Genomic DNA, 26,642 nt, shown 5'->3' on the forward strand with positions numbered 1-26,642 from the left:
ATTTCTGCGGCGGTTTCGGTCATCTGTCCGACCTCGACCGGGGTCAGCACCGCCCGGTCGCCCCGCGCCACGAACACCGCCCAGCCCGCGCCCTGCCGGAATAGCGCAGCCAGCGGCGCCTGCACCACATCGCGGCCTTCCCACACGGTGATGCGGGCGAAAACCGCATAGCCCGTTCCCAGACCTTGCCGCGCCTCGGGGGGGGTGTCGATGTCAAGGATCACGCGGACGCGCTGTTCCTCGATGCCGAGGGCCGATACCTCGGTAAAGGCCAGCGGTTCCACCTGCCGCACGCGGGCCGCCAAGGGCACCGGGCCGCCCCAGCGCTCGACCGTGGCTGCCGCGCCGGGGCGGATGCGCAGCGCATCGGCCGAGGGCATGTCAACCTCGATCTCCAGCATTGCCAGATCGCCCAGCGTCAGCAGCCGGTCGCCCGGCTGCACCACCCGCGCGCTGAGGCTTTCGACCGACAGCACGACGCCGGTGACGGGCGCGCGCAGTTCCACGCAACAGCCGGTGGATTGCGCGCCCGGCCCCGCAGGCCCCATCAGTTGCGCCTGCATCCGCGTCAGCGTGGCGCGCGCCAGATCAAGTTGCTGCCGGGCGGCGGCCTGCGCGGCGGTGGCGCTGATCTCGGCCTGTGCCGAAGCCTCCAGAGCCTGCTGCGATACGGCCCCGCGCGCGGCCAGTTCGCGGTTGCGCCGGGCCTCGTTGCGGGCATAGTCCAGATCGGTTCCGGCGCGGTCCAATTGCACCTCGGCCAGCCGCACCGCCGCCTCGGCTTCGGTCACGGCGGCCTCGGCCTGACTGCGGGCGCGGGCGTCCAGAAAGGCGGGTTCCGCCGGTTCGATCAGGGCGACGATGCTGTCGCCGCCTGTCACCGCATCGCCCAGTTGCACCGGCGACCGCGCCAGCATCCCGGCGATGGGCGCCGTCACCTCCCATGTTTCGGCCAGCCGCGTCTTGCCTTCGGCAGCCACCGTCACGGCCATCGAGCCGCGGGTGACGGGGGCCAGATCCACCGCCACCGGCTCGGGCCGAAAGGCCCAGACCGCTGCGGCCAGCGCCGCCGCGCCGATCGTTCCTGCCCAGATCCAGCCCCGTGCGGCCATGGCCTATTCCCTCTGTTTCAGCGCGCCGACCAGATCGACCCGGTCCAGCCTGCGCCGCACCGCCACCCCTGCCGCCAGCGCCGTGCCCAGCACCATCAGGCTGGCAAAGCCATAGGTCTGGCGCGACACCACCAGCGGGATTGAGATCAGTTCGGTTGAAAACCCTGCCACCATCAGCGCGGCAAAGCCATAGCCCGCAGCCCATCCCAAGGGCAGCGCCAGCGCGGTCAGGGCCAGCGTTTCGCCCAGCAGCACCCAACCGACCTCGGCGCGGGTAAAGCCCAGAACGCGCAAGGTGGCCAGTTCATGCGCGCGTTCGGCCAGCCGGATGCGGGCGGCGTTATAGACCACGCCCAGCGTGATCAGCATTCCCAACGCCGAATAGATCGCGGATGAGATCAGCAGGTTCTCGCGCAGCGTCTCGTCGAATTGCCGCCGCAGGTCCGACCAGAGCGTGAGGCCCGAGATGACGGGGCTGCGCTTGACCTCGGCATGAAGCGCAGGCAGGCGGGCGGGATCGACGCGCAGGTCGATCCGGTTCACGCGCGGGCTTTGGCGCAGCAGGGCGTGCAGGGTTTCGGCGTCGATATGGGCGCTTTGGCCAAGGCTTTGGCGGATCACGCCTGACAGCGGCAGATCCCACTCCTCATAGGGCGGGGTCAGCCGTTGCAACCGCAGCCTGTCGCCCGGCCGTGCGCCCAGTGCGGCGGCCAGCCCCCGCGGCAGCACCAGCCCGCGGGGCGGCAGCGCCACGGGGCGGCCCGCGCTGTCCAGCAGGTGTGCCATCAGGTCGCCCGGTTCATGCGCCTCAAGTGCGACAAAGCGGCTGCGGGGGCCGTGGCTCAGCCTGACCTGCAAGGCATAGCCACCTTCGGCGCGCAGCACGCCGGGCAGGTGCTGCGCGGCCTCCAGCGCGGGGGCGGCGCGGGTCTCGTCGGTCAGGGTCAGCGTCACCTCCTGGCGGTTGGCGGCGCCGAACACCTCGGCGGCGACGGCGCGCACCGCGTCATAGGTGGAAAAGGCCGCGATCAGCACCGCGACCGAGGCCGCGATCCCCGCCACCGTCACGGCCGCGCGGCCCGGAAAGCGGGTGATGCCGCGCCAGACCATCAGGGCCAACTGCCCCGCCCCCAGGGTGCGCGGCAGCCCGTCAAGCCGCCCCGCGCCATAGGCGGGCGGCAGGGGCGGTGCCATCGCCACTGCGGGCGGCAGGCTGGCCGAGGTGCGCACCGCCCGCCACGCGCCCGCCAGCGCGGTGGCCATGCCCAGAACGCCCGAGATCACGAAGGCGCCAGGGCCGGGGGCATAGATCAGCCAGGGAAAGCGGTAGAAATCGGCGTAAAGCGCGGTCATCGCCTGCCCCAGCCAGGCCCCCGCGGCCCAGCCGATCACCACCCCCACCGCCCCGATCAGGGCCGCCAGCCGCAGATAGTGCCCGGCCACCTCGGCGGTGGAATAGCCCACGGCCTTCAGCAGCCCGATCTGGCGCCGCTCGGTCGCCACCAGACGCCCGATCACCATGTTCACCAGAAAGGCCGAAACGATCAGGAACACCGGCGGCAGGATGCGCCCCATCGCCTGCAACTGATCCAGCTCGCCTTGCAGGAACTGGTCCGACCCCTGCCTGTCGCGGCCATAGGCGCCGGTGCCGCCATAGGGCGCCAGCACCCCGTCAAGCGCCGCGATCACCGCATCCTCGCGCGCCCCGCGCGACAGCCGCAGTGACACTTCGTTGAAGGCGCCCTTTCGGCCAGCGGCGGCCTCTGCCGCCTCGGCGCCCATCCAGATCAGGCCATAGCGGCGATCATCGGGCATCAGGCTGCCGGGGCCGATGGTATAGATGAACTCGGGCGAAAGCACATGCCCCACCACCTGCAACTCGCGCCGCGCGCCGTTCAGCAGCGCCACGAACCGCGTGCCGGGCAGCAGCCCGTGGACCAGCGCGAAGGGTTCCGAAAGAGCCACCTCGTCAGGTCGGGCCGGGTCGGGCAGGCGGCCTGCGCGCAGGATCGGCACGTTCAGCCGTGGCGGCCCTGCCAAGGGCAGCGAGATCACGCGCGCCACCGCGGGTTCGACCATGCCCTCCAGGTCCAGCAGCAGGTGAAAGCCCACCCTCCCCTCGGCCACGGCCACGCCGGGGATTGCGGCGATTTCGGCCAGCAGGGCCTGCGGCGCGCGCGTGGCGGTGGCAAAAACATCGGCAAAGCGGTTGCGGTCGTAATAGGCGGCGCGGGTCTCCGACAGCGCGCGTTCGGTGCTGTGGGCCAGCACCAGCACCATGCCGCCGCAGGCCAGCACCAGCGCGATCGCCAGCGCCTGCGCCCAGATCGCGCGCAGATCGCGGATCACCTTGCGATTGAGCGCGCTCACCACGTCACCTGGGCGGGGGCAATGCGGGTGGCGTTGCGCCGGTCTTCGACGATGCGTCCGTCGGCCAGCACGATCACCCGATGCGCGATGGCCTGAATCCCGACGTTATGAGTGATCAGCGCGGTGGCGGTGCCCAGATCGCGGTTCACGGCCACCAGCGCCTCAAGCACCTTCACGCCGGTCTGACTATCCAGGGCGCCGGTGGGCTCGTCGCACAACAAAACGTCGGGCCGCTTGGCAATCGCCCGCGCAATCGCCACGCGCTGCTGTTCGCCACCCGAAAGCTGGGCGGGGAAATGGTCCATCCGGTGCGCCAGCCCCACACGGTCCAGCGCCTCTTCGGGGGGCATCGGGCGGTGGGCGATTTCGGTCACCAGCGCCACGTTTTCACGCGCGGTCAGCGCCGGGATCAGGTTGTAGAACTGAAAGACGAATCCCACATGATCGCGGCGAAAGGCTGTCAGCGCGCGTTCCGATGCGCCGCTCAGTTCCCGGTCACGGAAGAAGACGCGCCCCGATGTCGGCCGGTCAAGCGCACCCAGAATGTTCAGCAGGGTTGATTTGCCCGACCCCGAGGCGCCCAGCAGCACGACCATTTCGGCCTCGGCCAACGTCAGGTCGATACCCCGCAGCGCCTGCACGGCGCCGTCGCCTTGGCCATAAATCCGGGTCAGCCCCTGTGTGCGGTAAACCGGTGGGGCAGCTGTGCCTGTCGCCTGCATGAGGCCAGTATGCGGTCAACCGCGGTGCCGCGCACTGATTCGGGCAGCCTAGCCCGCGCGGCGCAGGCGCAGCGCGTTGGTCACCACGAAGACCGAGGAAAACGCCATCGCCCCTGCCGCCAGCATCGGCGACAGGCCGGGGCCCCCGAAGGGCACCAGCCCCCCCATCGCCACAGGGATCAGCGCGGTGTTGTAGGCAAAGGCCCAGAACAGGTTCTGGCGGATGTTGCGCATCGTCGCGCGCGACAGTCGCAGCGCGCGCGCCACCCCCGCCGGGTCACCCTGCATCAGCACGACATCGGCCGCCTCGATCGCCACATCGGTGCTGGTGCCGATGGCAAGCCCCACATCGGCCGCGGCCAGTGCCGGGGCATCATTGATGCCGTCGCCCACAAAGGCCAGCGGCCGGGGCAGGGCGGCCAACGCCGCCACCTTGCCTTCGGGGCGCACACCCGCGACCACGCGGGCAATGCCCAACTGTCGCGCCACGGCCTTGGCGGTGGCGGGCGTGTCGCCGGAAATCAGCGCCACATCGACGCCCGCGGCGCGCAGATCGGTCACCGCCTGCGCCGCGGTGGGCCTGACCGGATCGGCCAGCGCCATCAGCGCGGCCAACTGCCCGTCAAGCGCCAGCCAGACCGGGGTTTTCGCCTCGGCTGCCAGCCGTGCAGCCTGCGCGGCAAGGGGGGCGGTGTCCACCCCGGCCTCGGCCAGGGCGTCGGCATTGCCGATCAGCACCGCGCGGCCCTCGACCGTGGCCACAAGCCCAAGGCCCGGCAGCGCGCGCGCGCCGCGCGCTGGCGGCAGGGTCAGCCCGCGCGCGGCGGCCTTGGCCAGAATGGCGGCGGCCAGGGGGTGTTCCGACCGGGCCTCGGCTGCGGCGGCAAGGCGTAGCGCCTCGGCCTCGGTCACGCCCTCGGCGCAGATCAGGTCGGTCAGGTGCGGTCGGCCCAGGGTCAGGGTGCCGGTCTTGTCGAAGGCCACCACGCGCGCCTCGGCCAGACGTTGCAGCGCGTCGCCGCGGCGGAACAGCAGTCCCAGTTCCGCGCCCCGCCCGGTGCCGACAAGGATGGAAACCGGCGTGGCCAGCCCCATTGCGCAGGGGCAGGCGATGATCATCACCGAAATCGCCGCGACCAGTGCCGGGGTGAAGCCCGCGCCAAAGCCCAGCCACAGCGCAAAGGTCGCGGCCGACAGCGCCATTACCACCGGCACAAAGACCCGCGTCACCCGGTCCACCAGCGCCTGCACCGGCAGTTTCGCCCCCTGCGCCGCCTCGACCAGCGCGATGATGCGGGCCAGCACCGTATCGGCGCCGGTTGCGGTAACTCGCATGGTCAGCGCGGCGGGGCCGTTCAGCGTGCCCCCGGTGACCGTTGCGCCGGGGGTTTTTTCCACCGGCACCGGCTCACCCGTCAGCATGGATTCGTCAATCCAGCCGCTGCCTTCGGTCACGACGCCATCGACCGCGACCCGTTCGCCCGGCGCCAGTGCCACCAGATCGCCCGGCGCGAGTTCGGCCACCGGCAGATCGACCGTGCCGCCCGGTCGGATCACCCGGGCGGTGGCAGGCCGCAGCCCCACCAGCCGTGAGATAGCCGCGCCCGCATGGCCCCTTGCGCGGGATTCAAGCCAGCGGCCCAGCAGGATCAGCGTCACGATCACCGCCGCCGCCTCGAAATAGACCACGCGCGATGCCTCGGGCAACAGGCCGGGCATCAGCGTTACCACCGCTGAATACACGAACGCGGCCAGCGCCCCCATCGCCACCAGCGCGTTCATTTCGGGCGCGCCGCGCAACAGCGCGGGAATGCCCAGCCGCAAAAACACCCGGCCGGGGCCGAACAGAACCGCGGCGGTCAGGGCAAACTGGATCGCATGGTCGGTGCGCTGGCCCAGCGTGCCGATGATCCAGTGGTGCAGCGCGGGGATCAGATGCGCCCCCATCGCCATCGCGAAGACCGGCGCGGTCAGCGCGGCAGCGGTCAGGAAGGCGCGCCGCAGCCTTGCGGTTTCGGCGCCCTGCCGGTCGGCGCGCGGGGTGGCCTCGGCCTCGGCCCGCGCCGCGCTGGCGGGGTAGCCCGTGGCGGTGACGGCGGCAGCCAGTTCCGTGGGCGCGATGACGCCTTGGGCATAGTCCACCTCGGCCGCGCCGGTCATCAGGTTAACCCGCGCCGCGATCACGCCGGGCAAGGCGGCCAGCACCCGTTCCACCCGGCCCGAACAGGCGGCGCAGCTCATGCCCTCAACCGTCAGTCGCGCGGTCGCCTCGGCCACCGGATAGCCCGCGGCCTTCAGTGCCTCGGCCAGTGCGGCGGGGGTGGCGGGGGCGCCAAATTCGACCTCGACACAGCGGGTCATCAGATTGGTGCGGGCGCTGACAACGCCGGGCAGTGCCACAAGTGCCCGTTCCACCCGCCCCGTGCAGGCGCCGCAGTGCATGGCTTCGACGACAAAGCTGGCGGTTGCGGTCATCGCTGTCTCCCGTTGTCTCAGGGGTCAGATGATCTTCGCCGGGGGGCGGGTCAACTGCGGCGCAAAACATTCAGCAACTTGAATTTGATGCGGGCGCGTGTTATCTGCCATCGGATCCCCCCTCAACCGGAGCAGACCAATGACCCTTGACCGCGCCGTGATGGCCTTTGCCGGAGCGATGATCCTTCTCAGCCTGCTGCTGACGGCCTTTGTTTCGCCGCTGTTCGTGTGGTTCACCGCCTTCATCGGTGTGAACCTGATCCAGTCGTCGTTCACCGGGTTCTGCCCTGCGGCCATCGTGTTCCGTAAACTGGGTCTGAAAGCGGGCTGCGCCTTCGAATAAGTCCTTAAAGTGGCGGCGGTGCCTTGCAGGGGGCGGGGCGGAGTTGTTAGCCTGTCACAACCCGAGCCGGAGCCTCGCATGAACCGCCGTCACCTTCTGACCACGCTTGCCGCCCTGCCAATGCTGTCGGCGCCCGCCTTGTTGCGCGCCCAGCCTGCCACCATGGCTGCGCCCGCGTCGGCAACCGCGGCGCCTCTGCCGCCGATTGCGCCGCAATTCTTCCCGACCGAGGTTTCGGTGCGCAGCGAATTTGCGCCGGGCAGCATCATCGTGGTGTCGCAGCAGTTCTTTCTGTATCACATCATCGCGCCGCGAAAGGCTGTCCGCTATGGCGTGGCTGTGGGCCGGGCGGAACTGGTGTTCCGTGGTCAGGCCGAGGTGGGCCGCAAGGTCGAATGGCCCAGTTGGAAACCCACGCCCGAGATGATCGCGCGCAGCCCCGCGCGCTACGCCCGCTATGCCGACGGGATGCCGGGCGGCCCGAAAAACCCGTTGGGCGCGCGGGCGCTGTATCTGTATCAGAACGGCCGCGATACCGCGATCCGCATTCATGGCACGACCGAGCCGGAATCGATCGGGCACGCGGTGTCGAACGGCTGTATCCGCATGGTCAACGAACATGTGATGGCGCTGTATGACGCGGTGCCGCTGGGCACGCCGGTCATGGTGTATTGACCCGGATGCCCCTGACCCTGACCTCTGTCGCCCAGATCGCCGATCTGGCTGTCGATTGCCTGATCGACGTGCGCAGCCCGGCTGAATATGCCGAGGATCATCTGCCCGGCGCGATCAACCTTCCGGTGATGTCGAACGAGGAACGCGCCCGTGTCGGCACCATCTACAAGCAGGTGTCACCCTTTGATGCCCGCAAGATCGGCGCAGCGATCGTGGCGCGCAATGCCGCTGCCCATCTTGACGGCCCGCTGGCGGACAAGCCGGGGGGGTGGCGACCGCTACTGTATTGCTGGCGGGGCGGGCAAAGGTCGGGGTCGTTCACCTCGATCTTGCAACAGATCGGCTGGCGCGCCGATCTGATCGCGGGGGGCTACAAAAGCTGGCGCAGGCTGGTGGTGGATCAACTGGCCGCCCCGGTTCGGGTGCCGGTGGTGGTGCTGGATGGCAATACCGGCACCGCCAAGACCGAGCTGCTGGCCGCGCTGGCCGGGCTGGGACATCAGGTGATCGACCTGGAGGGGCTGGCCAATCATCGCGGTTCGCTGTTCGGGGCGATGCCGGGCGGCCAGCCCAGCCAGAAGGCGTTCGAGGGGCGGCTTGCGGTTGCGCTGGCAGGGCTGGACCCGGCACGCGCGGTGCTGATCGAGGCCGAAAGCTCGCGCATAGGCGATCTGGCGGTGCCTGCGCGGTTGTGGGCGGCAATCTGCGCCGCGCCGCGGCTGCGGATCGAGGCGCCCTTGCCCGAACGCGCGGCCTATCTGGCGCGCGCCTATGCCGATCTGTCGGCCGATGCCGACCGGCTGGCCGGGGTGATCGGGCGGCTGCGCCCGCTGCATCCGGCCGAGGTGATCGAGGGCTGGCTGGCGCAGGCAGAGGCGGGGCAGATGGCAGAGCTGGCGGGCGGGCTGATGGCGTGCCATTATGACCCGCGCTATGCCAAGCACCGGGCCCGCCAGACGCCGGGACAAGAGGCGGTGATCGCCGCACCCAGCCTTGCGCCCGACGCGCTGCCGGGGCTGGCCGCGCGGATTTCGGCGGCTGTGGCGGGGCTTGTCGCCGCAGCGGCAACCCAGGAACCTGCCCCCAAGACAGTTGCCGGGACTGCGGCCTAGCTGCGGACGCCTGCGAAGCGCGCTTGCCAGTCTTCGCGTTCCTCATCCGCGATCTTGCGGAACAGAACCTCGGGCGTGGTGAAGGCGTGGCCCACCGGCAGCGCGGTCAGCGCTGCGCCCACATCCGTGGGCCAACGGCGGTCTGAGGTGTTCATCCCGGCCAGCATCGCCGCTGCGGCATCGGGGATGAAGGGTTCGGACAGAACCGCATAGACCCGGATCATGTTCAGGGCCAGCCGGGTCTGCACCGCGGCCTGCGCCGGGTCGGTCTTGAAGGTGGACCATGGCGCCGCGGCCTGAAGGTATTCGTTGCCCGACACCCAGATCGCGCGCAATTCGGCGGCGGCCTTGCGAATTTCCATCGCCTGCATGTGGTCTTCATAGGCGCGGATGCGGGTGCTCAGCTCCGCGATCAGTGCGGCCTCTTGCGGGCCGGTTTCGCCGCCCTCGGGCAGCGCCTCGCCAAATTTCGAGCGGCAGAATTTAGTGATGCGCGACACGAAATTGCCCAGCACATCGGCCAGATCCTTGTTCACCGCGGTCTGGAAATTTTCCCAGGTAAATTCGCTGTCGCTGTTTTCCGGGGCATGGCTGAGCAGCCACCAGCGCCAGTAATCGGCGGGCAGGATCGACAGCGCCTGATCCATGAACACACCACGGCCCAGAGAGGTGGAGAATTGGCCGCCATCATAGTTCAGATAGTTGAACGATTTGATGTAATCGACCAGCTTCCACTGCGCCCCGCCCGCGCGGTTGGCCCCGATGATCGTGGCGGGGAACGACAGCGTGTGGAACGGCACGTTATCCTTGCCCATGAATTCGGTATAGGTCACGTCGTCGGCGCCCTTGTCGGTGCGCCACCAGCGGTGCCATGCGGCATCGTCAAGCCCGTTGGCATCGGCCCATTCGGCGGTGGCGGCGATGTATTCGATCGGGGCATCGAACCAGACGTAGAACACCTTGCCCTCCATCCCCGACCATGGCGCGCCCTCGAACTGCGCGGGCACGCCCCAGGCCAGATCGCGGGTGATGCCGCGGTCTTGCAGGCCCTCGCCGTCGTTGAGCCATTTCTTTGCAATCGAGGTGGTCAGTACTGGCCAGTCGGTTTTCGAATCGATCCAGGCCTCCAGATCGGCCTTCAGGCTGCGCTGACGCAGATACAGGTGTTTCGTCTCGCGCACCTCAAGCCGGGTAGATCCGGAAATGGCGCTGCGCGGGTTGATCAGGTCAGTCGGGTCAAGCTGCTTGGTGCATTCCTCGCACTGATCGCCGCGGGCGCGGGTATAGCCGCAGTTCGGGCAGGTGCCCTCGATGTAGCGGTCGGGCAGAAACCGGTTGTCGTCGATCGAGAACACCTGCTGTTCGGTGACCTCGGCAATCAGCCCCTGCTCGCCCAGGGTCTGCGCGAAATATTGCGTCAGCATCCGGTTGCGCGGGCTGGACGAGCGGCCGAAATGATCAAACGACAGGCGGAACCCGCGGGCGATGTCGGCCTGCACCTTGTGCATTTCGGCGCAGTAGTCGGCCACAGGCTTGCCAGCCTTGGCGGCGGCCAGTTCGGCGGGCGTGCCGTGTTCGTCGGTGGCGCAGATGAACATCACCTCATTGCCCCGCGCGCGCAGGTAGCGGGCGTAAAGATCGGCGGGCAACTGGCTGCCCACAAGGTTGCCCAGATGCTTGATGCCGTTGATATAGGGAATGGCAGAGGTGATCAGATGCCGGGCCATGTGCGCGCCTTGTCGATACGGGGGGATTGGCGGCGGTTTACAGCCCTTTACCGCGCAGGGCCAGAGGGGTTTGCGTCCGCGTGTGCCCGGCCTCTTGCCCCGGCGCGCGGGGCATGGCATCCGAAGGGCGCGCGGGCGTGGCGGAATGGTAGACGCATGGGACTTAAAATCCCTCGGGCTTCGGCCCATGCCGGTTCGAGTCCGGCCGCCCGTACCAGCCCCGAGGTGCCCCTGCGGCGATCTGCCCTTGCCCAGACAGGCGCCTGCGCCTAAACCCTGTGCTGACGGGAAAGGGAGGCTTCATGGCTCGCAGACCTCAGGGGCCGGTCGAGGATCGGCCGCGAACGAAACGTATCGGCGCGCTGCGGGGGCTGGAACCCTTTATCCGGCCCTACAAAAAACTGGCCGCGCTGGCGCTGGCCGCCCTTGTGACGACCGCCTCGATCAGCCTGATCCTGCCGCTGGCGGTGCGCCGGGTGGTGGACGGGTTCAACGAAGGCGCCGAACTGCTGGATTACTATTTCACCGCGGCGCTGGTGATTGCGGGCCTGCTCGCACTTGGTACGGGGCTGCGCTACTATCTTGTCACCCGGCTGGGCGAACGGGTAGTGGCCGATATCCGCAAGGCGGTGTTTGCCCGCGTCATGGGAATGAGCCCGGCCTTTTACGAACGCGTCCTGACCGGCGAGATCCTCAGCCGGATCACCACCGACACCACGCTGATCCTGTCTGTTGTCGGCTCGTCCGTGTCGGTGGCGCTGCGCAACCTGATCCTGCTGATGGGCGGCATGGTGATGCTGTGGCTGACCTCGGCCAAGCTGACCGGCCTTGTGCTGTTGATCGTGCCCGCCGTGGTGGTGCCGATCATCATTCTGGGCCGCCGCCTGCGCAAATTGAGCCGCGAAAACCAGGACTGGATCGCGGTCTCCTCGGGCAGCGCCTCTGAACTGCTGCTGGCGGCGCAGACGGTGCAGGCGTTTACCAACGAAAAACGCTCGTCCGATGGCTTTTCCGATGTGACGGAAAAATCCTACACCGCCGCGATGAAACGGGTGACCACCCGCGCGCTGATGACGGTGATCGTGATCTTTCTGGTGTTCGCGGGCATCGTGGGCGTGCTGTGGATCGGTGCGCGCGACGTGCGGCTTGAGGCGATGAGCGTGGGCGAGCTGGTGCAGTTCGTGATCTATGCCGTCATTGTCACCGGTGCGGTTGGCGCGCTGTCCGAGATCTGGGGCGAATTGCAGCGTGCTGCGGGTGCGACCGAGCGGTTGGTGGAGCTGCTGCACACCAAGGATACCATTTCCGACCCGGCCAGGCCCGTGGTGCTGCCGCGACCGGTCAAGGGGCGGATCGGGTTTGATGGTGTCAGCTTCCACTACCCGTCACGCCCCGGAACCTCGGCGCTGGAGGGCGTCAGCCTGACGATCGAGCCGGGCGAGACGGTGGCGCTGGTCGGCCCCTCGGGGGCGGGCAAGACGACGGTGGTGCAACTGATCCAGCGGTTCTGGGACCCGGAGACGGGCCGCGTCAGCATCGACGGGCATGATCTGAAAACCCTGTCGCGTGCCGATTTCCGCCGCGAAATCGCGCTTGTGCCGCAAGACCCGGTGATCTTTGCGGCCTCGGCGCGCGAAAACATCCGCTTTGGTCGCCCCGAGGCCAGCGATGCCGAGGTCGAGGCCGCGGCCCGCGCCGCCCATGCGCATGACTTTCTGGCCGCGCTGCCGCAGGGCTATGACACCTTCGTGGGCGAACGCGGTGTGATGCTGTCGGGTGGGCAGAAACAGCGCGTGGCGATTGCCCGCGCGATCCTGCGCGATGCGCCCATCCTGCTGCTGGATGAGGCGACCTCGGCGCTGGATGCCGAAAGCGAACGCGCGGTGCAGGATGCGGTGGAAACGCTGGCACGCGGCCGCACCACCGTGATTGTGGCGCACCGTCTGGCGACGGTGAAAAAGGCCGACCGGATCGTGGTGTTCGACGGTGGCCGGATCGTGGCGCAGGGCACGCATGAACAACTGGTGGCCGAAGGCGGGCTTTATGCACGGCTGGCCCGGCTGCAATTCACCCACGGCGCCGACGAGATCTGATCGGCGCTTGACCGTTGCTGTCACAAGACTGATCCTTTGCAGGCCCAATCTGCATGGCGACGGGCATCCTGTCGGTCAACGAATCCTGGAGGAATGAGCAATGGGACTTTTCAGCTTTCTTAAAGGCTCGGGCAAAAAACTCGGCCCGTCTGCTGCCCACGCCGCCGAGGCCCCGAAGGCCGAAGTGTTGAAGCACGAACTCAAGCAGCTTGGTCTGGACGACAAGGGCATTGATATTGCGGTCGAGGGCGACAAGGTGGTGCTTTCGGGCAAGGCGGTTGACGCCGAGACGCGCGAAAAGATCATTCTTGCCGTGGGCAACGTCGAGGGCGTTGCCAGTGTCGAAGACGCCGACGCGGACGACACAGCCGAGGCGCCGGTGTTTCACACCGTCGAGAAGGGCGAAACGCTTTCGGCGATTGCGCGCAAGACGCTGGGCGACGCAAAGCACTACGTTAAGATTTTCGAGGCGAATCGCCCGATGCTGTCAGACCCCGACCATATCTATCCCGGTCAGGTGCTGCGCATCCCCAAGATCGAGTCCTGATCGCGCCCAGCACGGCGGCTGGTGGCGGCGTGACGTCGCGTTTGCCTGCGGCGCTTTCGCTTGCCCGGTGCGACATTTCTGATCATTCTTCCTCTCGGCGCGCGGAGGAACGCGCCGAGGGGGAGGAAGAATATGCCCAAATTCGCATCCGTCGCGGATCGTGATGCCGTTGAGCGCGAAGGCCCGTGGGACAGTCAGCCGCGCGCGCAGACGATCTATCAGTTTCTGACCGCGGCGCGCGATGCGCATGGCGCCCGGCCGGCGGTATCGTTTCAGTTGCTGTCCGACCCCAAGGCACCCGCGCAGACCCTGACCTGGACCGCTCTGCACGACCGGGTAACGCAGGCCGCCAACCTCTTTCGCAGCCTCGGCGTCAAAGAGGGCGACACCGTCGCCTATCTGCTGCCGAACTGTCTTGAAACCGCTGTGGTGTTGCTGGCGGGTTCTACCGCCGGGATCGTGAACCCGATCAATCCGCTGCTGGAACCTGAAAACATCGCCGCGATCCTGCGCGAGACCAAGGCCAAGGTGCTGGTCACGCTGAAATCCTTTCCTAAGACCGATGTGGCCCAGAAGGCCGCCGAGGCGGTGCGCCACGCCCCCGAGGTGCGCACCGTGCTGGAGGTCGATCTGAACCGCTACCTGACCGGCGCCAAATCCTGGATCGTGCCTGCGATCCGGCCGAAAAACCCGGTGCTGCACAAGGCCGATGTCAAGGATTTCAACGCCGAATGCGACCGTCAGCCCAAACGTCTGGCCTTTGCCGATGCCACCACCGACCGGGTGGCAGCCTATTTCCACACCGGCGGCACCACGGGGATGCCGAAGGTGGCGCAGCACAAATATTCGGGCATGATCTACAACGGCTGGCTGGGCGGACGGCTGTTGTTCGACAAGAACGATGTGCTGATCTGCCCCTTGCCGTTGTTTCACGTCTTTGCCGCCTATCCGATCCTGATGAGTTGTGTGGCCTCGGGCGCGCATATGGTGATGCCCACCCCGGCGGGCTATCGCGGCGAGGGCGTGTTCGACAATTTCTGGAAGCTGATCGAACGCTGGCAGGTGAGCTTTCTGATCACCGTGCCCACCGCGCTGGCGGCACTGATGCAGCGCCCGGTCAACGCCGATGTTTCCAGCCTGAAAACCGCCATTTCCGGCTCGGCGCCGCTGCCGATAGAGTTGTATAACCGCTTTGAAAAGGCCACCGGCGTGCAGATTGCCGAAGGTTATGGCCTGACCGAGGCCACCTGCCTTGTGTCGTGCAACCCGGTGGACGGGCTGAAAAAGGTGGGTTCGGTCGGTATTCCGCTGCCCTATACCCATGTTCGCATCCTGCTGAAGAATGGCGGCGGCATGATGCGCGAATGCGCGGTGGATGAGGTGGGCGAAATCTGCATCGCCAACCCCGGTGTGTTCGAAGGCTCCACCTATACCGAACCCGACAAGAACCACGATCTGTTTGCCGAAGGCCGATTTTTGCGCACCGGGGATCTGGGGCGGCTGGATGCCGACGGCTATCTGTGGATCACGGGCCGCGCCAAGGATCTGATCATCCGCGGTGGCCACAACATCGACCCCGCCGAGATCGAAGAGGCCATGATGCGCCACCCGGCCGTGGCCTTTGTCGGCGCAATCGGCCAGCCCGACAGTTTTGCGGGCGAATTGCCCTGCGCTTATGTCGAACTGGTGGCCGGTGCGGTGATCACCGCCGACGAATTGATGGACCACGCCAAGACCCATATCCACGAACGCGCCGCGATCCCGAAACATGTAGAGATATTGGCCGAACTGCCGAAAACCGCAGTGGGCAAGACCTTCAAGCCCGACCTGCGCAAGCGCGCCATCGCGCGCGTCTATGATGCGGCGCTGGCCGAGGCTGGGCTGAACGCGCATGTGGTGCAGGTGATGGAGGACCGCAAGCGTGGTCTTGTGGCCCAGATCGCCACCCGCGGCCCGGTGGACGAAGCGGCGCTGGTGCATCGGCTGGGCGAATTCACCGTGCCGTGGGACTGGGCCAAGTAGCGCCCTTGCCTTGCCCGGGCGCAGCCGCTAGGGCAGGTCAACCCTGACCGACGGAGCGCCCGATATGGCCCTGATTGACGATCTTATGACCCGTTCCGGCGGGCTGTGCGAATTGTGCGGCGGCACCGAGGGGCTGGCCCCCGTCGAGGTGCCGCCGGGCGATGCCGCGATCCTTTTGTGCGCCACCTGCCGCGAGGAAGAGGCGGCCGCCCCCGAGGCGCATTGGCGCTGCCTCGAAGGCGCGGCGTGGTCGGTCGAACCGGCGGTGCAAGTCGCGGTCTGGCGCAAACTGGGCCTGATCGATGCGCCTTGGGCACAAGAGGCGCGCGACGGTATGACGCTGGAGGGCGCCGTACGCGACTGGGCCGAGGCGGGCCAGCCGCAGCCCGGTATCGAACACCGCGACTGCAACGGCGTGGCGCTGGCGCAGGGCGATACGGTGGTTCTGATCAAGGATCTGCAGGTCAAGGGCGCGGGCTTTACTGCCAAACGCGGCACTGCGGTGCGCGGCATCAGCCTTGTGCCCGACAACGCCGCCCAGATCGAGGGCCGGGTCGAAGGCCAGCGCATCGTGATCCTGACCGAGTTCGTCAAGCGCAAGTGATCTCGCCCGCTTGACCGCGGGCGCGGCTTGGCCTAACCATCGGGCGCGCTCGCGGGTATGGTGTAGTGGTAGCGCCTCAGCCTTCCAAGCTGATGGGGCGGGTTCGATTCCCGCTACCCGCTCCAATCCTGCTAATAAACTCAGATAACGGCGGTTCAGTAGCCACGTCGGCGGTCTACCCGATACAGCAGCGGCTCGCCTGCCTCGGATCGTCGGATGTTTTCAGCGATCACCCGCGCGGCGCTGGCGGGGCGGGTTTCGGCGGCGATATGGGGGGTGACAGTCACCTTGGGATGGCCCCAATAAGGGTGATCAGCGGGCAGCGGTTCGACCCGGAACACATCCAGCGTCGCCTGTGCGATCTGGCCTGTGTCCAGCGCCGCCAGCAGCGCCGCATCGTCGATCAGGCTGCCGCGGCCGGGGTTGAGGATAACCGCGCCCTTCGGCATCTGCGCCAGTGTTTCAGCGTTCAGGATGTTTTCGGTTTCGGGGGTGTTGGGCAGCAGCAGCACCAGAATTTCGGCACGCGCCAAGGCCTGCGCCAGCCCGTCGGGGCCAGACAGGCAGCGGATGCCCGGCAGCGCCTTGGGGCTGCGGGACCAGCCTGTGACACGAAAGTTCAGGTGCGCCAGCATCGCCGCGCAGGCCGTGCCCAATTCGCCCAGACCCAGCACAGTCACTCCGCGTTCCCGCGCCAAGGGCGGGGTGATGTGGTTGCGCCAGATCCCGTCTTGGCCAGCCAGATGCGCATCAATTCCCAGATGGGTGCGCAGCACATGGCCCGTGACCCATTCCACCATGCCTTCGGTCAGCGCCGGATCGACCATCCGCGCCAGCGGTTGCGTCAGCGTGGGGTTTGACACGATCCGTTCCACCCCGGCCCAGAGGCTGAGCACCGCCTTGGCCCCCGTGTAGGGCCTGAAATCCGCAAGCGGCCCGCCGGGGGCGTAGATGATGTAATCCACCGCCGCCGGGTCAGGCGCCTCGGTCAGCAACCGCACGCTCAGCCCCGCTTCGGCAAAGGCGCGGGGCAGGGCCGTGGCATAGGCGGGCCAAAGGCGGGCAGGGGCGGAAAACAGGGTGGTGGGCATGTTACCTCGGCCGGTGGACATGGGCGCTTTGAACAACGCCAAAGGCGATCATCAGGATGATCATCGCGGTGCCGCCGTAAGACACCAGCGGCAGCGGTGCCCCCACCACCGGGATCAGCCCCATCACCATCGACATGTTCACCGCGATGAACACAAAGAATGTGCCCCCGACCCCCAGCGTCACCAGCGAGGCGAACCGGTCGCGATTCGACAGTGCCGAATAGATGCAGAACCCCAGGATCAGCGCATAGAGCATCAGCAGAGAAAACGCTCCGACAAAGCCGAATTCTTCGGCCAGCGTGGTAAAGATGAAGTCGGTGTGCTTTTCGGGCAGGAAGTTCAGCCGGCTTTGCGTGCCCTGCATGAAGCCTCGCCCCGCCCAGCCGCCGGAGCCCAGCGCGATCTGCGCCTGCATGATGTTGTAGCCCGCCCCCAGCGGGTCGGAACCCGGATCAAGAAAGGTGTCGATGCGATGATACTGGTAATCGTGCAGCAACTGCCAGGGCGTGCCGCGGCTTTGGAACACCGCAAAGATCACGCCCGCCACTGCGGCAAGCACAGTGCCGAAATACCACAGGCTGACCCCGGCCGCGAACATCACCAGCCCGCCCCCCGCCACCAGCATGATCGAGGTGCCCAGATCAGGCTGTTTCAGCACCAGCGCCGTGGGGATCAGGATCAGCGCCAGCGGGACCGCCACCCAGAGCGGATGCGAGGTTTTGCCCACATCGAGCCAGTCGTAATAGGCCGCCAGCATCATCACCAGCGCGATCTTCATCAACTCTGACGGTTGCAGCCGCAGCGGCCCAATCTCCAGCCAGCGCTGGGCGCCCATGCCGATATCGCCGAACAATTCGACCGCAACCAGCAGCAGCAGCGATACCAGATAGGCCAGCGCCGACATGTTGCGCCAGAACCAGATCGGCACAAAGGCCACGACAAACATCGCGATCATGCCGATGCCAAAGCGCTTCATCTGCGGCTCGGCCCAGGTTTCGATGCGGCCACCGGCGACCGAATACAGCATCAGAAAGCCCGCGCAGGCCACTGCCGTCAGCAAGATCACCAGCGGCCAGTTTATATAAAGGATCTTGCGCGCCCCGGTCGGCACGGTTTTCAGGTTATGTTCCAGAAAGCTCATGCCCGGGTCTTTCCGGTGCTGGGATCGGCCGCGGGGGCGGGGACGATCAGGTCCATCGCCTTGTGCTGTGAGCTGATCCGCCCGCGCTGGCTTTCGGGATAGGCGGCAAGCGGCGGCAGCCCGCCATAGAGCGCAAACAGCAGGATATCACGCGCGATCGGCGCCGCCGCCGCCGAGCCGCCGCCGCCATGTTCAACCACCAGCGAGATCGCGTAGCGCGGCGCCTCGACCGGGGCATAGGCCACGAACAGGGCATGGTCGCGCCGTTCCCATGGCAGATCGTCGTTTGAAATCACCCCCCGCGCGCGTTCGGCGGCGGTGATGTTGCGCACCTGGCTGGTGCCTGTCTTGCCGGCCATCCGCATTTCGGCGGCCACCACGCGCGAACTCTTGGCGGTGCCGCGAGCCGAGTTCACGACCTGATCCATTCCGCGCCGGACGAAATCCAGATGGGCGGGGTTGATCCCGAGCGAGGGGGCCTCGGGCGCGGCCATCTCGACCCCGTTGACAGATCGCACCAGCCGCGGCGCAATCGCCCGCCCCGCCGCGATGCGCGCCGTCATCACCGCCAGTTGCAGCGGCGAGGCCAGCACATAGCCCTGCCCGATCGAGGCGTTCAGCGTGTCGCCGATGCGCCAGTCTTGCCCGTAGCGGCTGGTTTTCCACGCCTTGTCGGGGGCCACGCCTTCGGCCACGGCCGACAGCGGCAGATCGTGGCGCACCCCGATGCCAAGGCGGCGTGCCATATCGGCGATCTTGTCGATGCCGACGCGCTGCGCCACGTCATAATAATAAACGTCGCACGACTGTTCGAGACTTTGCATCAGGTTCACGCGGCCATGCCCGCCGCGCTTCCAGCAGTGGAACTTGCGCCCGCCGATGTCCAGATGGCCGGGGCAGTAGACGGTTTCCTCAGGCTTGATGACGCCCGCCTCCAGCGCAGCCAGCGCGGTGACCACCTTGAAGGTGGAGCCGGGCGGGTAGAGGCCCTGCACCGTCTTGTCGGCCAGAGGTCGGTGGTCGTTTTCCTGCAGGCTGCGGTAATCGCGGATCGAGATACCGCGCACGAACAGGTTGGGGTCGAACGAGGGCGCCGAACTGATTGCCACAATTTCGCCGGTCTGCACCTCGATCACCACGGCGGCGGCGCTTTCGGCACCCAGCCGGGCCAGCGCGTAGTTTTGCAGCCGGTGGTCGATGGTCAGTTGCAGATCGGTGCCCGCGATCCCCTCTTGCCGGCTGAGTTCGCGCATCTCGCGCCCGGTCGAATTGACCTCGACGCGGCGGGTGCCCGCCTTGCCGCGCAAAACATCCTCCATCTTGGCCTCGACCCCGGTCTTGCCCAGCTGGAATTTCGGGATACGAAGCAGCGGATCGGGGTTTTCCAGCTTTGACAGGTCATAGTCGGACACCGCGCCGACATAGCCCAGCACATGCGCCAGATCGGCGCCCAGCGGGTAATGGCGCGACAGGCCCACCTCGGGGGTGACGCCGGGCAGGGCGGGGGCGTTCACCGCAATGCGGGCAAATTCCTCCCAGCTCAGCCGGTCGGCCACGGTGATGGGCGAGGTCGGGCTGCGCCGGCGCAATTCCTGCCGGATATCTTCTGCGGCCTCGTCGGAAATCGCGATCAGGCGGCGCAGCCGGTCCAGCACCGCTTCGGCATCGCCCGCATCTTCGCGGGTAATGGTCACGCGATAGTTCTGTTCGTTTCCGGCCAGTAGCACGCCGCCGCGGTCATGGATCAGCCCGCGCGCGGGCGGCAGCAGCCGGATCTTGACCGAGTTGCCATCGGCCAGCAGCCGAAATTCATCTGCCTGTTCCAGTTGCAAAGATCGCATCCGCAGCGCCAGCGTGACCACCATTGCGGCCTGAAGACCGCCCAGCATCAGCCCCCGGCGGCCGATCAGCCGTGCGCTTTCCAGCGTGTCTTTTGGAGAACGTCTCATAGCTTGCGCCCGAACGCATCAACCTCGCCCGGTGCGGCGCGGCGCAACCCGAAGGCCAGATGCGAGGCCACTACCACCACCGGATAAGCCACAAGCGTAGCGAGATATTGCAGCAGCGCCAAGCCCAGAGGCGGCTGCGGCACCATCAGCACCAGCAAGACCGTGCGCGTCAGCAGCAGCATTGCGGCCATCACCGCGCCAACAACCAGCCATTCCAGCAGAAATGTCAGATCGCGCAGCCCCGGTTCGCGCGCGCGTAAAAATTCGGTGCCTAGCAGCACCGCCAGCGCCCACAGCCCCGGCGGGCGCTGATACATCAGGTCTTCCAGCACAAACACCGCCGCAATCATCAGCGCGGGCACATAATCGGGCCGCCGCAGCACCCATGCCAGAGTCAACGCCAGCATCAGGTCGGGGCCGGGCAGCCCGCCGGTGCCCGGCGAGATCGGCAGCAGGCGCAGAAACAGCAATGCCGCCGCAATCGCCAGATAGAGCGCGATGTGCCACAGCCGCTGTCGGGTGATCGGGTCAATCATCGCTGCCGCCTCTGGTCGGGGTGGCGGCCTCGGGGGCCGGTTCGGGCGGCGGCGGGATCAGTGGGCCCGCATCGCGCAATTGTTCGGCCGGGTGGCTGCGTAGCACGCGCAGGAAATCAAGCCGCTGGTAATCGGCCGCCAGCCGCACCCGCAGCCGCCGGTCCGACCCTTGAGCGACCTGACCGACCAGAAGCCCCGCCGGAAACAGCCCGCCATCCCCCGAACTGATCACCCGGTCGCCGGGGCGCAACTGTTCGGGGCTTTCCAGAAAATCCAGCAGCGGCAGCGAGCTGTTGTCGCCCGCCAGAATCGCCCGCTGCCCCGAGGGCTGAATTGTCACCGGCACCCGGCTGGAGGTGTCGGTCAGCAGCACCACCCGGCTGGTCGATCGCCCGACGCCCGAGATGCGGCCCACCAGCCCAAGCCCGTCCATCGTCGCCCAGCCATCCACGATGCCATCGCGCCCGCCCACATTCAGCAGGACCGACTGCCGGAACGGGCTGCCCGAGTCGGCCAGCACCACGCCCGAAACCGATGTCAGCTTGGGGTCCAGCCGCACGCTGTTTTGCGCCAGCAGCTTGGCGTTTTGCTGTTCCAGTTGAACGGCGGCTTCCTTCCACGCCTTCATCTGCTGCAATTCGCGTCGAAGTTCCTGATTTTGTTCATATATTCTGGTGTAGGATTGAAAGCCTTCGGCCATGTTCATGACCTTGGTCACGGGCACCATGGCCCAGTCGAAGGTCGGCACAAACCGGTCGATAAAGGCCGCACGAAACCTCTCGACGCGCGGGCTGTCGATCCGCCACAGCAGAAATGTGGCGCCCAAAACCAGCACCAGCACCGCAATCAGGATGCGGCGCACCGGCCCGGCATAGTCGATATCATCACGGTCCCGTGCCACGCTGGCCTCGTTTCAGGGGCAGGCACCGGCCCGGAGGCCGGCGCGCTTTCAGCTGTCGTAGTCGATCACATGGCGCAGTTGCTTTTCGTATTCCAGCGCCTTGCCGGTGCCCAGTGCCACACAATTCAGCGACTGGTCGGCGATGGAAATCGACAGGCCGGTCTGTTCGCGCAGCGCCAGATCCAGTTCACCCAGCAGCGCGCCGCCGCCGGTCAGCATCACGCCCCGGTCGACAATGTCGGCGGCCAGATCGGGGGGGGTGGCTTCCAGCGCGATCATCACCGCTTCGCAGATCTGCTGCACCGGCTCGGCCAGCGCCTCGGCGACCTGGGCCTGGTTGATCTCCACCTCTTTCGGAACGCCGTTCAGCAGGTCGCGCCCGCGCACCAGCATGGTGGCGCCGCGCCCATCGTCGGGCATTCGCGCCGTGCCGATCGAGATCTTGATGCGTTCGGCCGTGGCCTCGCCCACCAGAAGGTTCTGGTTGCGGCGCAGGTAGGAAATCACCGCCTCATCCATCCGGTCGCCGCCGACGCGGACGGACCGTGCATAAACGATGTCGCCCAGCGACAGCACCGCCACCTCGGTCGTGCCGCCGCCGATATCCACCACCATGCTTCCGGTGGGGTCGGTGATCGGCATGCCCGCACCAATCGCCGCCGCGATCGGCTCGGCAATCAGCCCGGCGCGGCGCGCGCCCGCCGACAGGACAGACTGGCGGATGGCGCGCTTTTCCACCGGCGTTGCGCCATGCGGCACGCAGACGATGATCTTCGGCTTGGAGAAGGTCGTGCGTTTGTGCACCTTGCGGATGAAATACTTGATCATCTCTTCGGCGCTGTCAAAATCGGCGATCACGCCGTCGCGCATCGGGCGCACGGCCTCGATGCTGCCGGGCGTGCGGCCCAGCATCAGCTTGGCATCCTCGCCCACGGCCAGAACCTGTTTCTTGCCGTCCTTGACGTGATAGGCCACCACCGAGGGTTCGTTCAGCACGATGCCCCGGCCCTTTACGTAGACAAGCGTGTTCGCCGTCCCCAGGTCGATCGCCATGTCGGACGAAAACAGACTGCCAAATCCTGCCATAACGCTTATCCGATTCCGATGTGAGATTATCCCCGACTCGGTCCCCGAGCCCTGGTTGATGTTCCATATAGGGCGCTGGCGCCGCGCGCGGAAGGGAAAACGGAACCGTCGGCGGTTGGCGCCCGGCGGATTGCCGCCGGGCGCGCGGATCTCACAACTTGTAGGAAATCGACTTTACGTCGGCATCGGGGGCGGTTTTTTCGCGCCGGACGCGCAGACGGTTCAACGCACCCACATAGGCCTTGACGCTGGCCAGGATCGTGTCGGTATCGGCGGCCTGCCCGGTCACGATGCGACCGTCTTCCTCCATCCGCACCGAAACGGTGGCCTGCGCATCGGTGCCTTCGGTCACTGCGTGAACCTGATACAGCTGCAACCGCGCGTTATGCGGAAAGATCGCCTTCACCGCATTGAAGGCCGCATCCACCGGCCCGTCGCCCGTGGTCGAGGCGGTCTTTTCCTCCTCGCCCACCAGCAGGGTGATGTCGGCGGTCTGCGGGCTTTCGGTGCCGCAGACCACGCGCAGGAATTTCACCTGCAGATAGTCGGCATCGGTGTTGGCGGCGCTGTCGGCCATCAGCGCGATCAGGTCGTCGTCGTAGATCTCTTTCTTGCGGTCGGCCAGCGCCTTGAACCGCACGAACACGTCGTTGAGCTGGTTTTCCGCCAGATCAAAGCCCAGATCGGCCAGCTTGGTTCGCAGCGCGGCGCGGCCCGAATGCTTGCCCATGGCGATGTTGGTTTCGGTCAGCCCGATATCGGCGGGGCGCATGATCTCGAAGGTCTCGACGTTTTTCAGCACGCCATCCTGATGGATGCCGGATTCGTGCAGAAATGCGTTCTTGCCGACGATGGCCTTGTTAAACTGCACCGGAAAGCCCGACACAGACGACACAAGGCGGCTGGCCTTCATGATCTTGGTGGTGTCGATGCCGGTGGTGAACGGCATCAGGTCGCGCCGCACCTTCAGCGCCATCACCACCTCTTCCAGCGCGGTGTTGCCCGCCCGTTCGCCCAGGCCGTTGATCGTGCATTCGATCTGCCGCGCGCCCGCCGAAACGGCGGCCAGCGCGTTGGCAGTCGCCATGCCCAGGTCGTTGTGGCAATGGGTGGCAAAGATCACCGTATCGGCGCCCGGCACGCGTTCGAGCAGCATCGTGATGATCTCGGCGCTTTCGGTGGGCAGGGTGTAGCCCACTGTGTCGGGGATGTTGATCGTGCTGGCGCCCGCCTTGATCGCGGTTTCGACCACGCGGCAGAGGTAATCGCGTTCGGTGCGGATCGCGTCCATCGGCGACCATTGCACATTGTCGCAAAGGTTGCGCGCGTGGGTCACGGTGTCATGGATGCGCGCCACCATCTCGTCCATCGTCAGCTTGGTGATCTCGCGGTGGCTGGGCGAGGTGCCGATGAATGTGTGGATGCGCGGGCGGGCGGCGTGGCGCACGGCCTCCCAGCAGCGGTCGATATCCTTGTAATTGGCGCGCGCGAGGCCGCAGATCACGGCGTTTTTCGCCTGCCGGGCGATGGCCGAAACGGCCTCGAAGTCGCCCTCAGAGGCGATCGGGAAACCCGCCTCGATGATATCGACGCCCATTTCATCCAGAAGCTGGGCGATCTCCAGCTTTTCGGTGTGGGTCATGGTGGCGCCGGGCGATTGTTCGCCGTCGCGCAGGGTGGTGTCGAAAATCAGGACGCGGTTCTTGTCGGAGGTCATTCGGATGTTCCTTGCTCAGCTTTGCCATGGTTTCGGGCGCTGGTCACCTCTGAGCGGTCGCGCCCTAAGGCACGCTCAGAGGCAGCTAAGGAGCAGCAGACCACGGAGACTGAGGGCGCGGGGCGCGCCACAGGCAGAGGAAATATGCAGGGTCCGTATCATGAGGCCGGACTATAGGCGGCGGACGCGAAAAGGGAAGTGCAAAATTGACCTTGCTGCGGGGCCTGCTAACTGGGGCCAAACGGGGGGTATCATGCGGGCGTTGATCATAGGCGATACGGGCGGCATTGGCGCCGCGGTGGCGGCGCATCTGGCCGGGCAGGGGGCCGATGTCACCGGCCTGTCACGGGCGCGCGACGGGCTGAACCTGACCGACGAGGGCAGTATCGCCCGCGTGCTGGGCGCGCTTGATGGCGCGTTCGATCTGATCTTTGTGGCCACCGGGGCGCTGGGCCAGCCCGAAAAGACGCTGAAGGTGCTTGATCCCGCCCAGATGGCGGCGCAGTTTGCGCTGAACGCCATGGGGCCCGCGCTGGTGCTGAAACATGCGCTGCACTTGATGCCGCGCGACCGCCGCGCGGTCTTTGCCGCGCTGTCGGCGCGGGTCGGCTCGATCGGCGACAACCGGCTGGGGGGGTGGTACTCCTACCGCGCCGCCAAGGCCGCGCTCAACCAGTTGATCCATACCGCTGCCATCGAGGTGGCGCGCAGCCACCGCAACGCCATCGTGGCCTGCCTGCACCCCGGCACCGTTGCCACCCGTTTCACCGAGGGCTATGGCCACGACAAGCTGGCACCTGCCGATGCCGCCGCGCGGCTGATTGCGGTGATCGAGGGTCTGACGCCCGCCGAAACGGGCGGATTTTTCGACCAGACCGGTGCGCGGGTGGCGTGGTGAGGCTGGTTCTGGTCCTTGGCGATCAACTGACCGAGGCGTTGCCCGCCCTGCGCGCAGCCGACCCGGCCCGCGATGTGGTGATGATGGCCGAGGTGATGGCCGAAGCCACCTATGCCCGGCATCATCCGCAAAAGATCGCACTGTTTTTCGCAGCGATGCGCAAGTTCGCCGCGACGTTGCAGGCACAGGGCTGGCGCGTGGTCTACAGCCCGCTGGACGACCCGGACAATACCCACACGATCCCCGGCGAGGTGATGCGCCGCGCCGCCGAACACGGCGCTGCCGAGGTCGTCGTCACCGAACCTGGCGAGTGGCGCCTGATCGCGGCGCTGGAGGCGCTGCCCCTGCCGGTGGCGATGATTGCCGATGACCGCTTTTTCTGCACCCGTGCCGAATTTGCCGACTGGGCGCAGGGCCGCAAGGAATTGCGGATGGAGTGGTTCTACCGCGAGATGCGCCGCCGCAGCGGCGTGTTGATGGAGGGCGACAGCCCCGCGGGCGGCCGCTGGAACTATGATACCGAAAACCGCAAGCCCGCCGCGGCCGATCTGTTCCGGCCCGCACCTGTCGAATTTCAACCAGATGAGACGACAGAGGCGGTTCTTTGGCTGGTAGAATTACACTTTTCAAACAATTTTGGAAATCTGCATCCGTTTCGCTGGGCGACCGACCGCGTCGGCGCGCTGGCGGCGCTTGATCACTTCATCACCCACGCTCTGCCTGATTTCGGTGCCACACAGGATGCGATGCTGGCAGGCGACCCGGTGCTGAACCATGCGCTGTTGTCGCCCTATCTGAACCTTGGCCTGCTGACCCCGCGTGAGGTGGTGGCCGCCGCCGAGGCGGCATGGCGCGCGGGGCGGGTGCCGATCGCCTCGGCCGAGGGGTTCATCCGCCAGATCCTTGGCTGGCGCGAATTCGTGCGCGGCGTCTATTTTCACGAAGGCCCCGGCTATACCGCCCGCAACGCGCTGGGCCATGGCCGCGCGCTGCCTGGCGCCTACTGGGGCAGCGCCACGCAGATGGCCTGCCTTGCGCAGGTGGTGGGCCAGACCCGCGACAGGGCCTATGCCCACCACATCCAGCGGCTGATGGTGGCGGGCAATTTCGCGCTGCTGGCGGGCGTCGATCCGGCGCAGGTGCATGCGTGGTTCCTGTCGGTTTATATCGACGCCGTGGAATGGGTCGAGGCGCCGAACACGCTGGGTATGAGCCAGTTTGCCGATGGTGGCGTGGTGGGGTCAAAACCCTATGTCTCGTCGGGGGCCTATATCGACCGGATGTCGGATTACTGCGCCGCCTGCGCCTACCGGGTGAAGGACCGCACAGGCCCGCGGGCCTGCCCGTTCAACCTGCTCTATTGGCATTTTCTGCACCGGCACCGTGACCGCTTTGCCCGCAATCCGCGGATGGGCGCGATCTATGCCGGATGGAACCGCCGCCCCGAGGCCGACCGCACCCGCCTGCTGACCGAGGCCGATGCGTGGCTTGCGCGCCTGGACGCGGGCGAGGCGGTTTAGG

Annotated in this window: 21 protein-coding genes and 2 tRNA genes; 11 read left to right on the plus strand and 12 right to left on the minus strand. The window is 66.9% G+C overall.

Translation table 11 applies throughout. The features are described from left to right. The 4 genes from C5F46_RS04265 to C5F46_RS04280 form a co-directional block, all read right to left on the minus strand. Positions 1–1,112, minus strand: a 1,112-nt coding sequence (locus C5F46_RS04265; RefSeq protein WP_107324128.1) for an efflux RND transporter periplasmic adaptor subunit, incomplete at its 3' end; no start/stop codon positions are given. A gap of 3 nt (positions 1,113–1,115) precedes the next feature. Then, on the minus strand, positions 1,116–3,482 hold the full coding sequence (locus C5F46_RS04270) for an ABC transporter permease (protein WP_107324129.1): 2,367 nt from the start codon (positions 3,480–3,482) through the stop codon (positions 1,116–1,118). Further along, entirely contained in the window at positions 3,479–4,204 is a 726-nt protein-coding gene (locus C5F46_RS04275; protein ID WP_107324130.1) for an ABC transporter ATP-binding protein, read from the minus strand. The genes C5F46_RS04270 and C5F46_RS04275 overlap by 4 nt, the downstream gene beginning before the upstream one ends. Positions 4,205–4,252: 48 nt before the next feature. Next, complete coding sequence (locus tag C5F46_RS04280; RefSeq protein ID WP_107324131.1) at positions 4,253–6,679, minus strand: heavy metal translocating P-type ATPase; 2,427 nt, start codon at positions 6,677–6,679, stop codon at positions 4,253–4,255. A gap of 139 nt (positions 6,680–6,818) precedes the next feature. Between C5F46_RS04280 and C5F46_RS04285 the strand changes: the two genes are divergently transcribed. The 3 genes from C5F46_RS04285 to mnmH all read left to right on the plus strand — a co-directional run bounded on the left by C5F46_RS04285 (position 6,819) and on the right by mnmH (position 8,809). Then, positions 6,819–7,022, plus strand: a complete 204-nt coding sequence (locus C5F46_RS04285) for a YgaP family membrane protein (protein ID WP_107324132.1) — start codon at positions 6,819–6,821, stop codon at positions 7,020–7,022. A 78-nt stretch (positions 7,023–7,100) separates the two neighbouring features. After that, positions 7,101–7,697: a L,D-transpeptidase gene (locus C5F46_RS04290; protein ID WP_107324133.1), complete on the plus strand. Its 597-nt coding sequence runs from the start codon at positions 7,101–7,103 to the stop codon at positions 7,695–7,697. A gap of 5 nt (positions 7,698–7,702) precedes the next feature. Beyond that, positions 7,703–8,809, plus strand: a complete 1,107-nt coding sequence (gene mnmH / locus C5F46_RS04295) for a tRNA 2-selenouridine(34) synthase MnmH (protein ID WP_107324134.1) — start codon at positions 7,703–7,705, stop codon at positions 8,807–8,809. On the opposite strand, the gene metG is transcribed toward mnmH, so the two are convergent. Further along, positions 8,806–10,536 (minus strand): methionine--tRNA ligase, encoded by a 1,731-nt coding sequence (gene metG / locus C5F46_RS04300; RefSeq protein WP_107324135.1) that lies wholly within the window; start codon positions 10,534–10,536, stop codon positions 8,806–8,808. The genes mnmH and metG overlap by 4 nt on opposite strands. 131 nt (positions 10,537–10,667) lie before the next feature. Here metG and C5F46_RS04305 point away from each other — a divergent pair. The 6 genes from C5F46_RS04305 to C5F46_RS04330 all read left to right on the plus strand — a co-directional run bounded on the left by C5F46_RS04305 (position 10,668) and on the right by C5F46_RS04330 (position 15,927). Then, positions 10,668–10,753: transfer RNA gene (locus tag C5F46_RS04305), tRNA-Leu, on the plus strand. A gap of 85 nt (positions 10,754–10,838) precedes the next feature. After that, positions 10,839–12,629, plus strand: a complete 1,791-nt coding sequence (locus C5F46_RS04310) for an ABC transporter transmembrane domain-containing protein (protein WP_107324213.1) — start codon at positions 10,839–10,841, stop codon at positions 12,627–12,629. A gap of 100 nt (positions 12,630–12,729) precedes the next feature. Beyond that, on the plus strand, positions 12,730–13,176 hold the full coding sequence (lysM, locus tag C5F46_RS04315; RefSeq protein WP_107324136.1) for a peptidoglycan-binding protein LysM: 447 nt from the start codon (positions 12,730–12,732) through the stop codon (positions 13,174–13,176). 132 nt (positions 13,177–13,308) lie between these two features. Continuing rightward, on the plus strand, positions 13,309–15,198 hold the full coding sequence (locus C5F46_RS04320; RefSeq protein WP_107324137.1) for an acyl-CoA synthetase: 1,890 nt from the start codon (positions 13,309–13,311) through the stop codon (positions 15,196–15,198). A gap of 64 nt (positions 15,199–15,262) precedes the next feature. Beyond that, positions 15,263–15,802: a PhnA domain-containing protein gene (locus C5F46_RS04325; protein ID WP_107324138.1), complete on the plus strand. Its 540-nt coding sequence runs from the start codon at positions 15,263–15,265 to the stop codon at positions 15,800–15,802. Positions 15,803–15,853: 51 nt separating this feature from the next. Beyond that, positions 15,854–15,927: transfer RNA gene (locus C5F46_RS04330), tRNA-Gly, on the plus strand. Between the two features lie 30 nt (positions 15,928–15,957). Here the strand turns inward: C5F46_RS04330 and C5F46_RS04335 are convergent. The 7 genes from C5F46_RS04335 to C5F46_RS04365 form a co-directional block, all read right to left on the minus strand. After that, positions 15,958–16,893 (minus strand): 2-hydroxyacid dehydrogenase, encoded by a 936-nt coding sequence (locus C5F46_RS04335; RefSeq protein WP_107324139.1) that lies wholly within the window; start codon positions 16,891–16,893, stop codon positions 15,958–15,960. Between the two features lies 1 nt (position 16,894). Next, on the minus strand, positions 16,895–18,034 hold the full coding sequence (rodA, locus tag C5F46_RS04340; protein ID WP_107324140.1) for a rod shape-determining protein RodA: 1,140 nt from the start codon (positions 18,032–18,034) through the stop codon (positions 16,895–16,897). Continuing rightward, the gene (gene mrdA, locus C5F46_RS04345) at positions 18,031–19,983 is read right to left on the minus strand and encodes a penicillin-binding protein 2 (protein WP_107324141.1); all 1,953 of its coding nucleotides are present in this window, start codon (positions 19,981–19,983) and stop codon (positions 18,031–18,033) included. The genes rodA and mrdA overlap by 4 nt, the downstream gene beginning before the upstream one ends. After that, the gene (locus C5F46_RS04350; protein ID WP_107324142.1) at positions 19,980–20,519 is read right to left on the minus strand and encodes a rod shape-determining protein MreD; all 540 of its coding nucleotides are present in this window, start codon (positions 20,517–20,519) and stop codon (positions 19,980–19,982) included. The genes mrdA and C5F46_RS04350 overlap by 4 nt, the downstream gene beginning before the upstream one ends. Continuing rightward, positions 20,512–21,420: a rod shape-determining protein MreC gene (gene mreC, locus C5F46_RS04355; RefSeq protein WP_107324143.1), complete on the minus strand. Its 909-nt coding sequence runs from the start codon at positions 21,418–21,420 to the stop codon at positions 20,512–20,514. The genes C5F46_RS04350 and mreC overlap by 8 nt, the downstream gene beginning before the upstream one ends. Before the next feature lie 48 nt (positions 21,421–21,468). Then, positions 21,469–22,506, minus strand: coding sequence for a rod shape-determining protein (locus C5F46_RS04360; RefSeq protein WP_107324144.1), 1,038 nt, complete (start codon positions 22,504–22,506; stop codon positions 21,469–21,471). 151 nt (positions 22,507–22,657) lie between these two features. Continuing rightward, a complete protein-coding gene (locus tag C5F46_RS04365; RefSeq protein WP_107324145.1) occupies positions 22,658–24,223 on the minus strand; it encodes a 2-isopropylmalate synthase in 1,566 nt (521 codons plus the stop codon). 253 nt (positions 24,224–24,476) lie between these two features. On the opposite strand from C5F46_RS04365, the gene C5F46_RS04370 reads away from it, so the two are divergent. Together C5F46_RS04370 and C5F46_RS04375 are read left to right on the plus strand one after the other, a co-directional pair. After that, positions 24,477–25,121 (plus strand): SDR family NAD(P)-dependent oxidoreductase, encoded by a 645-nt coding sequence (locus tag C5F46_RS04370; protein ID WP_107324146.1) that lies wholly within the window; start codon positions 24,477–24,479, stop codon positions 25,119–25,121. Beyond that, positions 25,115–26,641, plus strand: coding sequence for a cryptochrome/photolyase family protein (locus C5F46_RS04375; RefSeq protein ID WP_107324147.1), 1,527 nt, complete (start codon positions 25,115–25,117; stop codon positions 26,639–26,641). The genes C5F46_RS04370 and C5F46_RS04375 overlap by 7 nt, the downstream gene beginning before the upstream one ends. The last annotated feature ends 1 nt before the right edge of the window (position 26,642 follow it).

It is taken from the genome of Phaeovulum veldkampii DSM 11550 (assembly GCF_003034995.1).
In the GTDB taxonomy this organism is placed as follows: Bacteria; Pseudomonadota; Alphaproteobacteria; order Rhodobacterales; family Rhodobacteraceae; genus Phaeovulum; species Phaeovulum veldkampii.

Excerpts from the sequence above, each read along its gene's own strand:
- C5F46_RS04275 (WP_107324130.1), bottom strand. The coding sequence starts at position 4,204 with ATGCAGGCGACAGGCACAGCTGCCCCACCGGTTTACCGCACACAGGGG.
- C5F46_RS04280 (WP_107324131.1), bottom strand. The coding sequence starts at position 6,679 with ATGACCGCAACCGCCAGCTTTGTCGTCGAAGCCATGCACTGCGGCGCC.
- C5F46_RS04285 (WP_107324132.1), top strand. The coding sequence starts at position 6,819 with ATGACCCTTGACCGCGCCGTGATGGCCTTTGCCGGAGCGATGATCCTT.
- C5F46_RS04290 (WP_107324133.1), top strand. The coding sequence starts at position 7,101 with ATGAACCGCCGTCACCTTCTGACCACGCTTGCCGCCCTGCCAATGCTG.
- mnmH (WP_107324134.1), top strand. The coding sequence starts at position 7,703 with ATGCCCCTGACCCTGACCTCTGTCGCCCAGATCGCCGATCTGGCTGTC.
- metG (WP_107324135.1), bottom strand. The coding sequence starts at position 10,536 with ATGGCCCGGCATCTGATCACCTCTGCCATTCCCTATATCAACGGCATC.
- C5F46_RS04310 (WP_107324213.1), top strand. The coding sequence starts at position 10,839 with ATGGCTCGCAGACCTCAGGGGCCGGTCGAGGATCGGCCGCGAACGAAA.
- lysM (WP_107324136.1), top strand. The coding sequence starts at position 12,730 with ATGGGACTTTTCAGCTTTCTTAAAGGCTCGGGCAAAAAACTCGGCCCG.
- C5F46_RS04320 (WP_107324137.1), top strand. The coding sequence starts at position 13,309 with ATGCCCAAATTCGCATCCGTCGCGGATCGTGATGCCGTTGAGCGCGAA.
- C5F46_RS04325 (WP_107324138.1), top strand. The coding sequence starts at position 15,263 with ATGGCCCTGATTGACGATCTTATGACCCGTTCCGGCGGGCTGTGCGAA.
- C5F46_RS04335 (WP_107324139.1), bottom strand. The coding sequence starts at position 16,893 with ATGCCCACCACCCTGTTTTCCGCCCCTGCCCGCCTTTGGCCCGCCTAT.
- rodA (WP_107324140.1), bottom strand. The coding sequence starts at position 18,034 with ATGAGCTTTCTGGAACATAACCTGAAAACCGTGCCGACCGGGGCGCGC.
- mrdA (WP_107324141.1), bottom strand. The coding sequence starts at position 19,983 with ATGAGACGTTCTCCAAAAGACACGCTGGAAAGCGCACGGCTGATCGGC.
- C5F46_RS04350 (WP_107324142.1), bottom strand. The coding sequence starts at position 20,519 with ATGATTGACCCGATCACCCGACAGCGGCTGTGGCACATCGCGCTCTAT.
- C5F46_RS04360 (WP_107324144.1), bottom strand. The coding sequence starts at position 22,506 with ATGGCAGGATTTGGCAGTCTGTTTTCGTCCGACATGGCGATCGACCTG.
- C5F46_RS04365 (WP_107324145.1), bottom strand. The coding sequence starts at position 24,223 with ATGACCTCCGACAAGAACCGCGTCCTGATTTTCGACACCACCCTGCGC.
- C5F46_RS04370 (WP_107324146.1), top strand. The coding sequence starts at position 24,477 with ATGCGGGCGTTGATCATAGGCGATACGGGCGGCATTGGCGCCGCGGTG.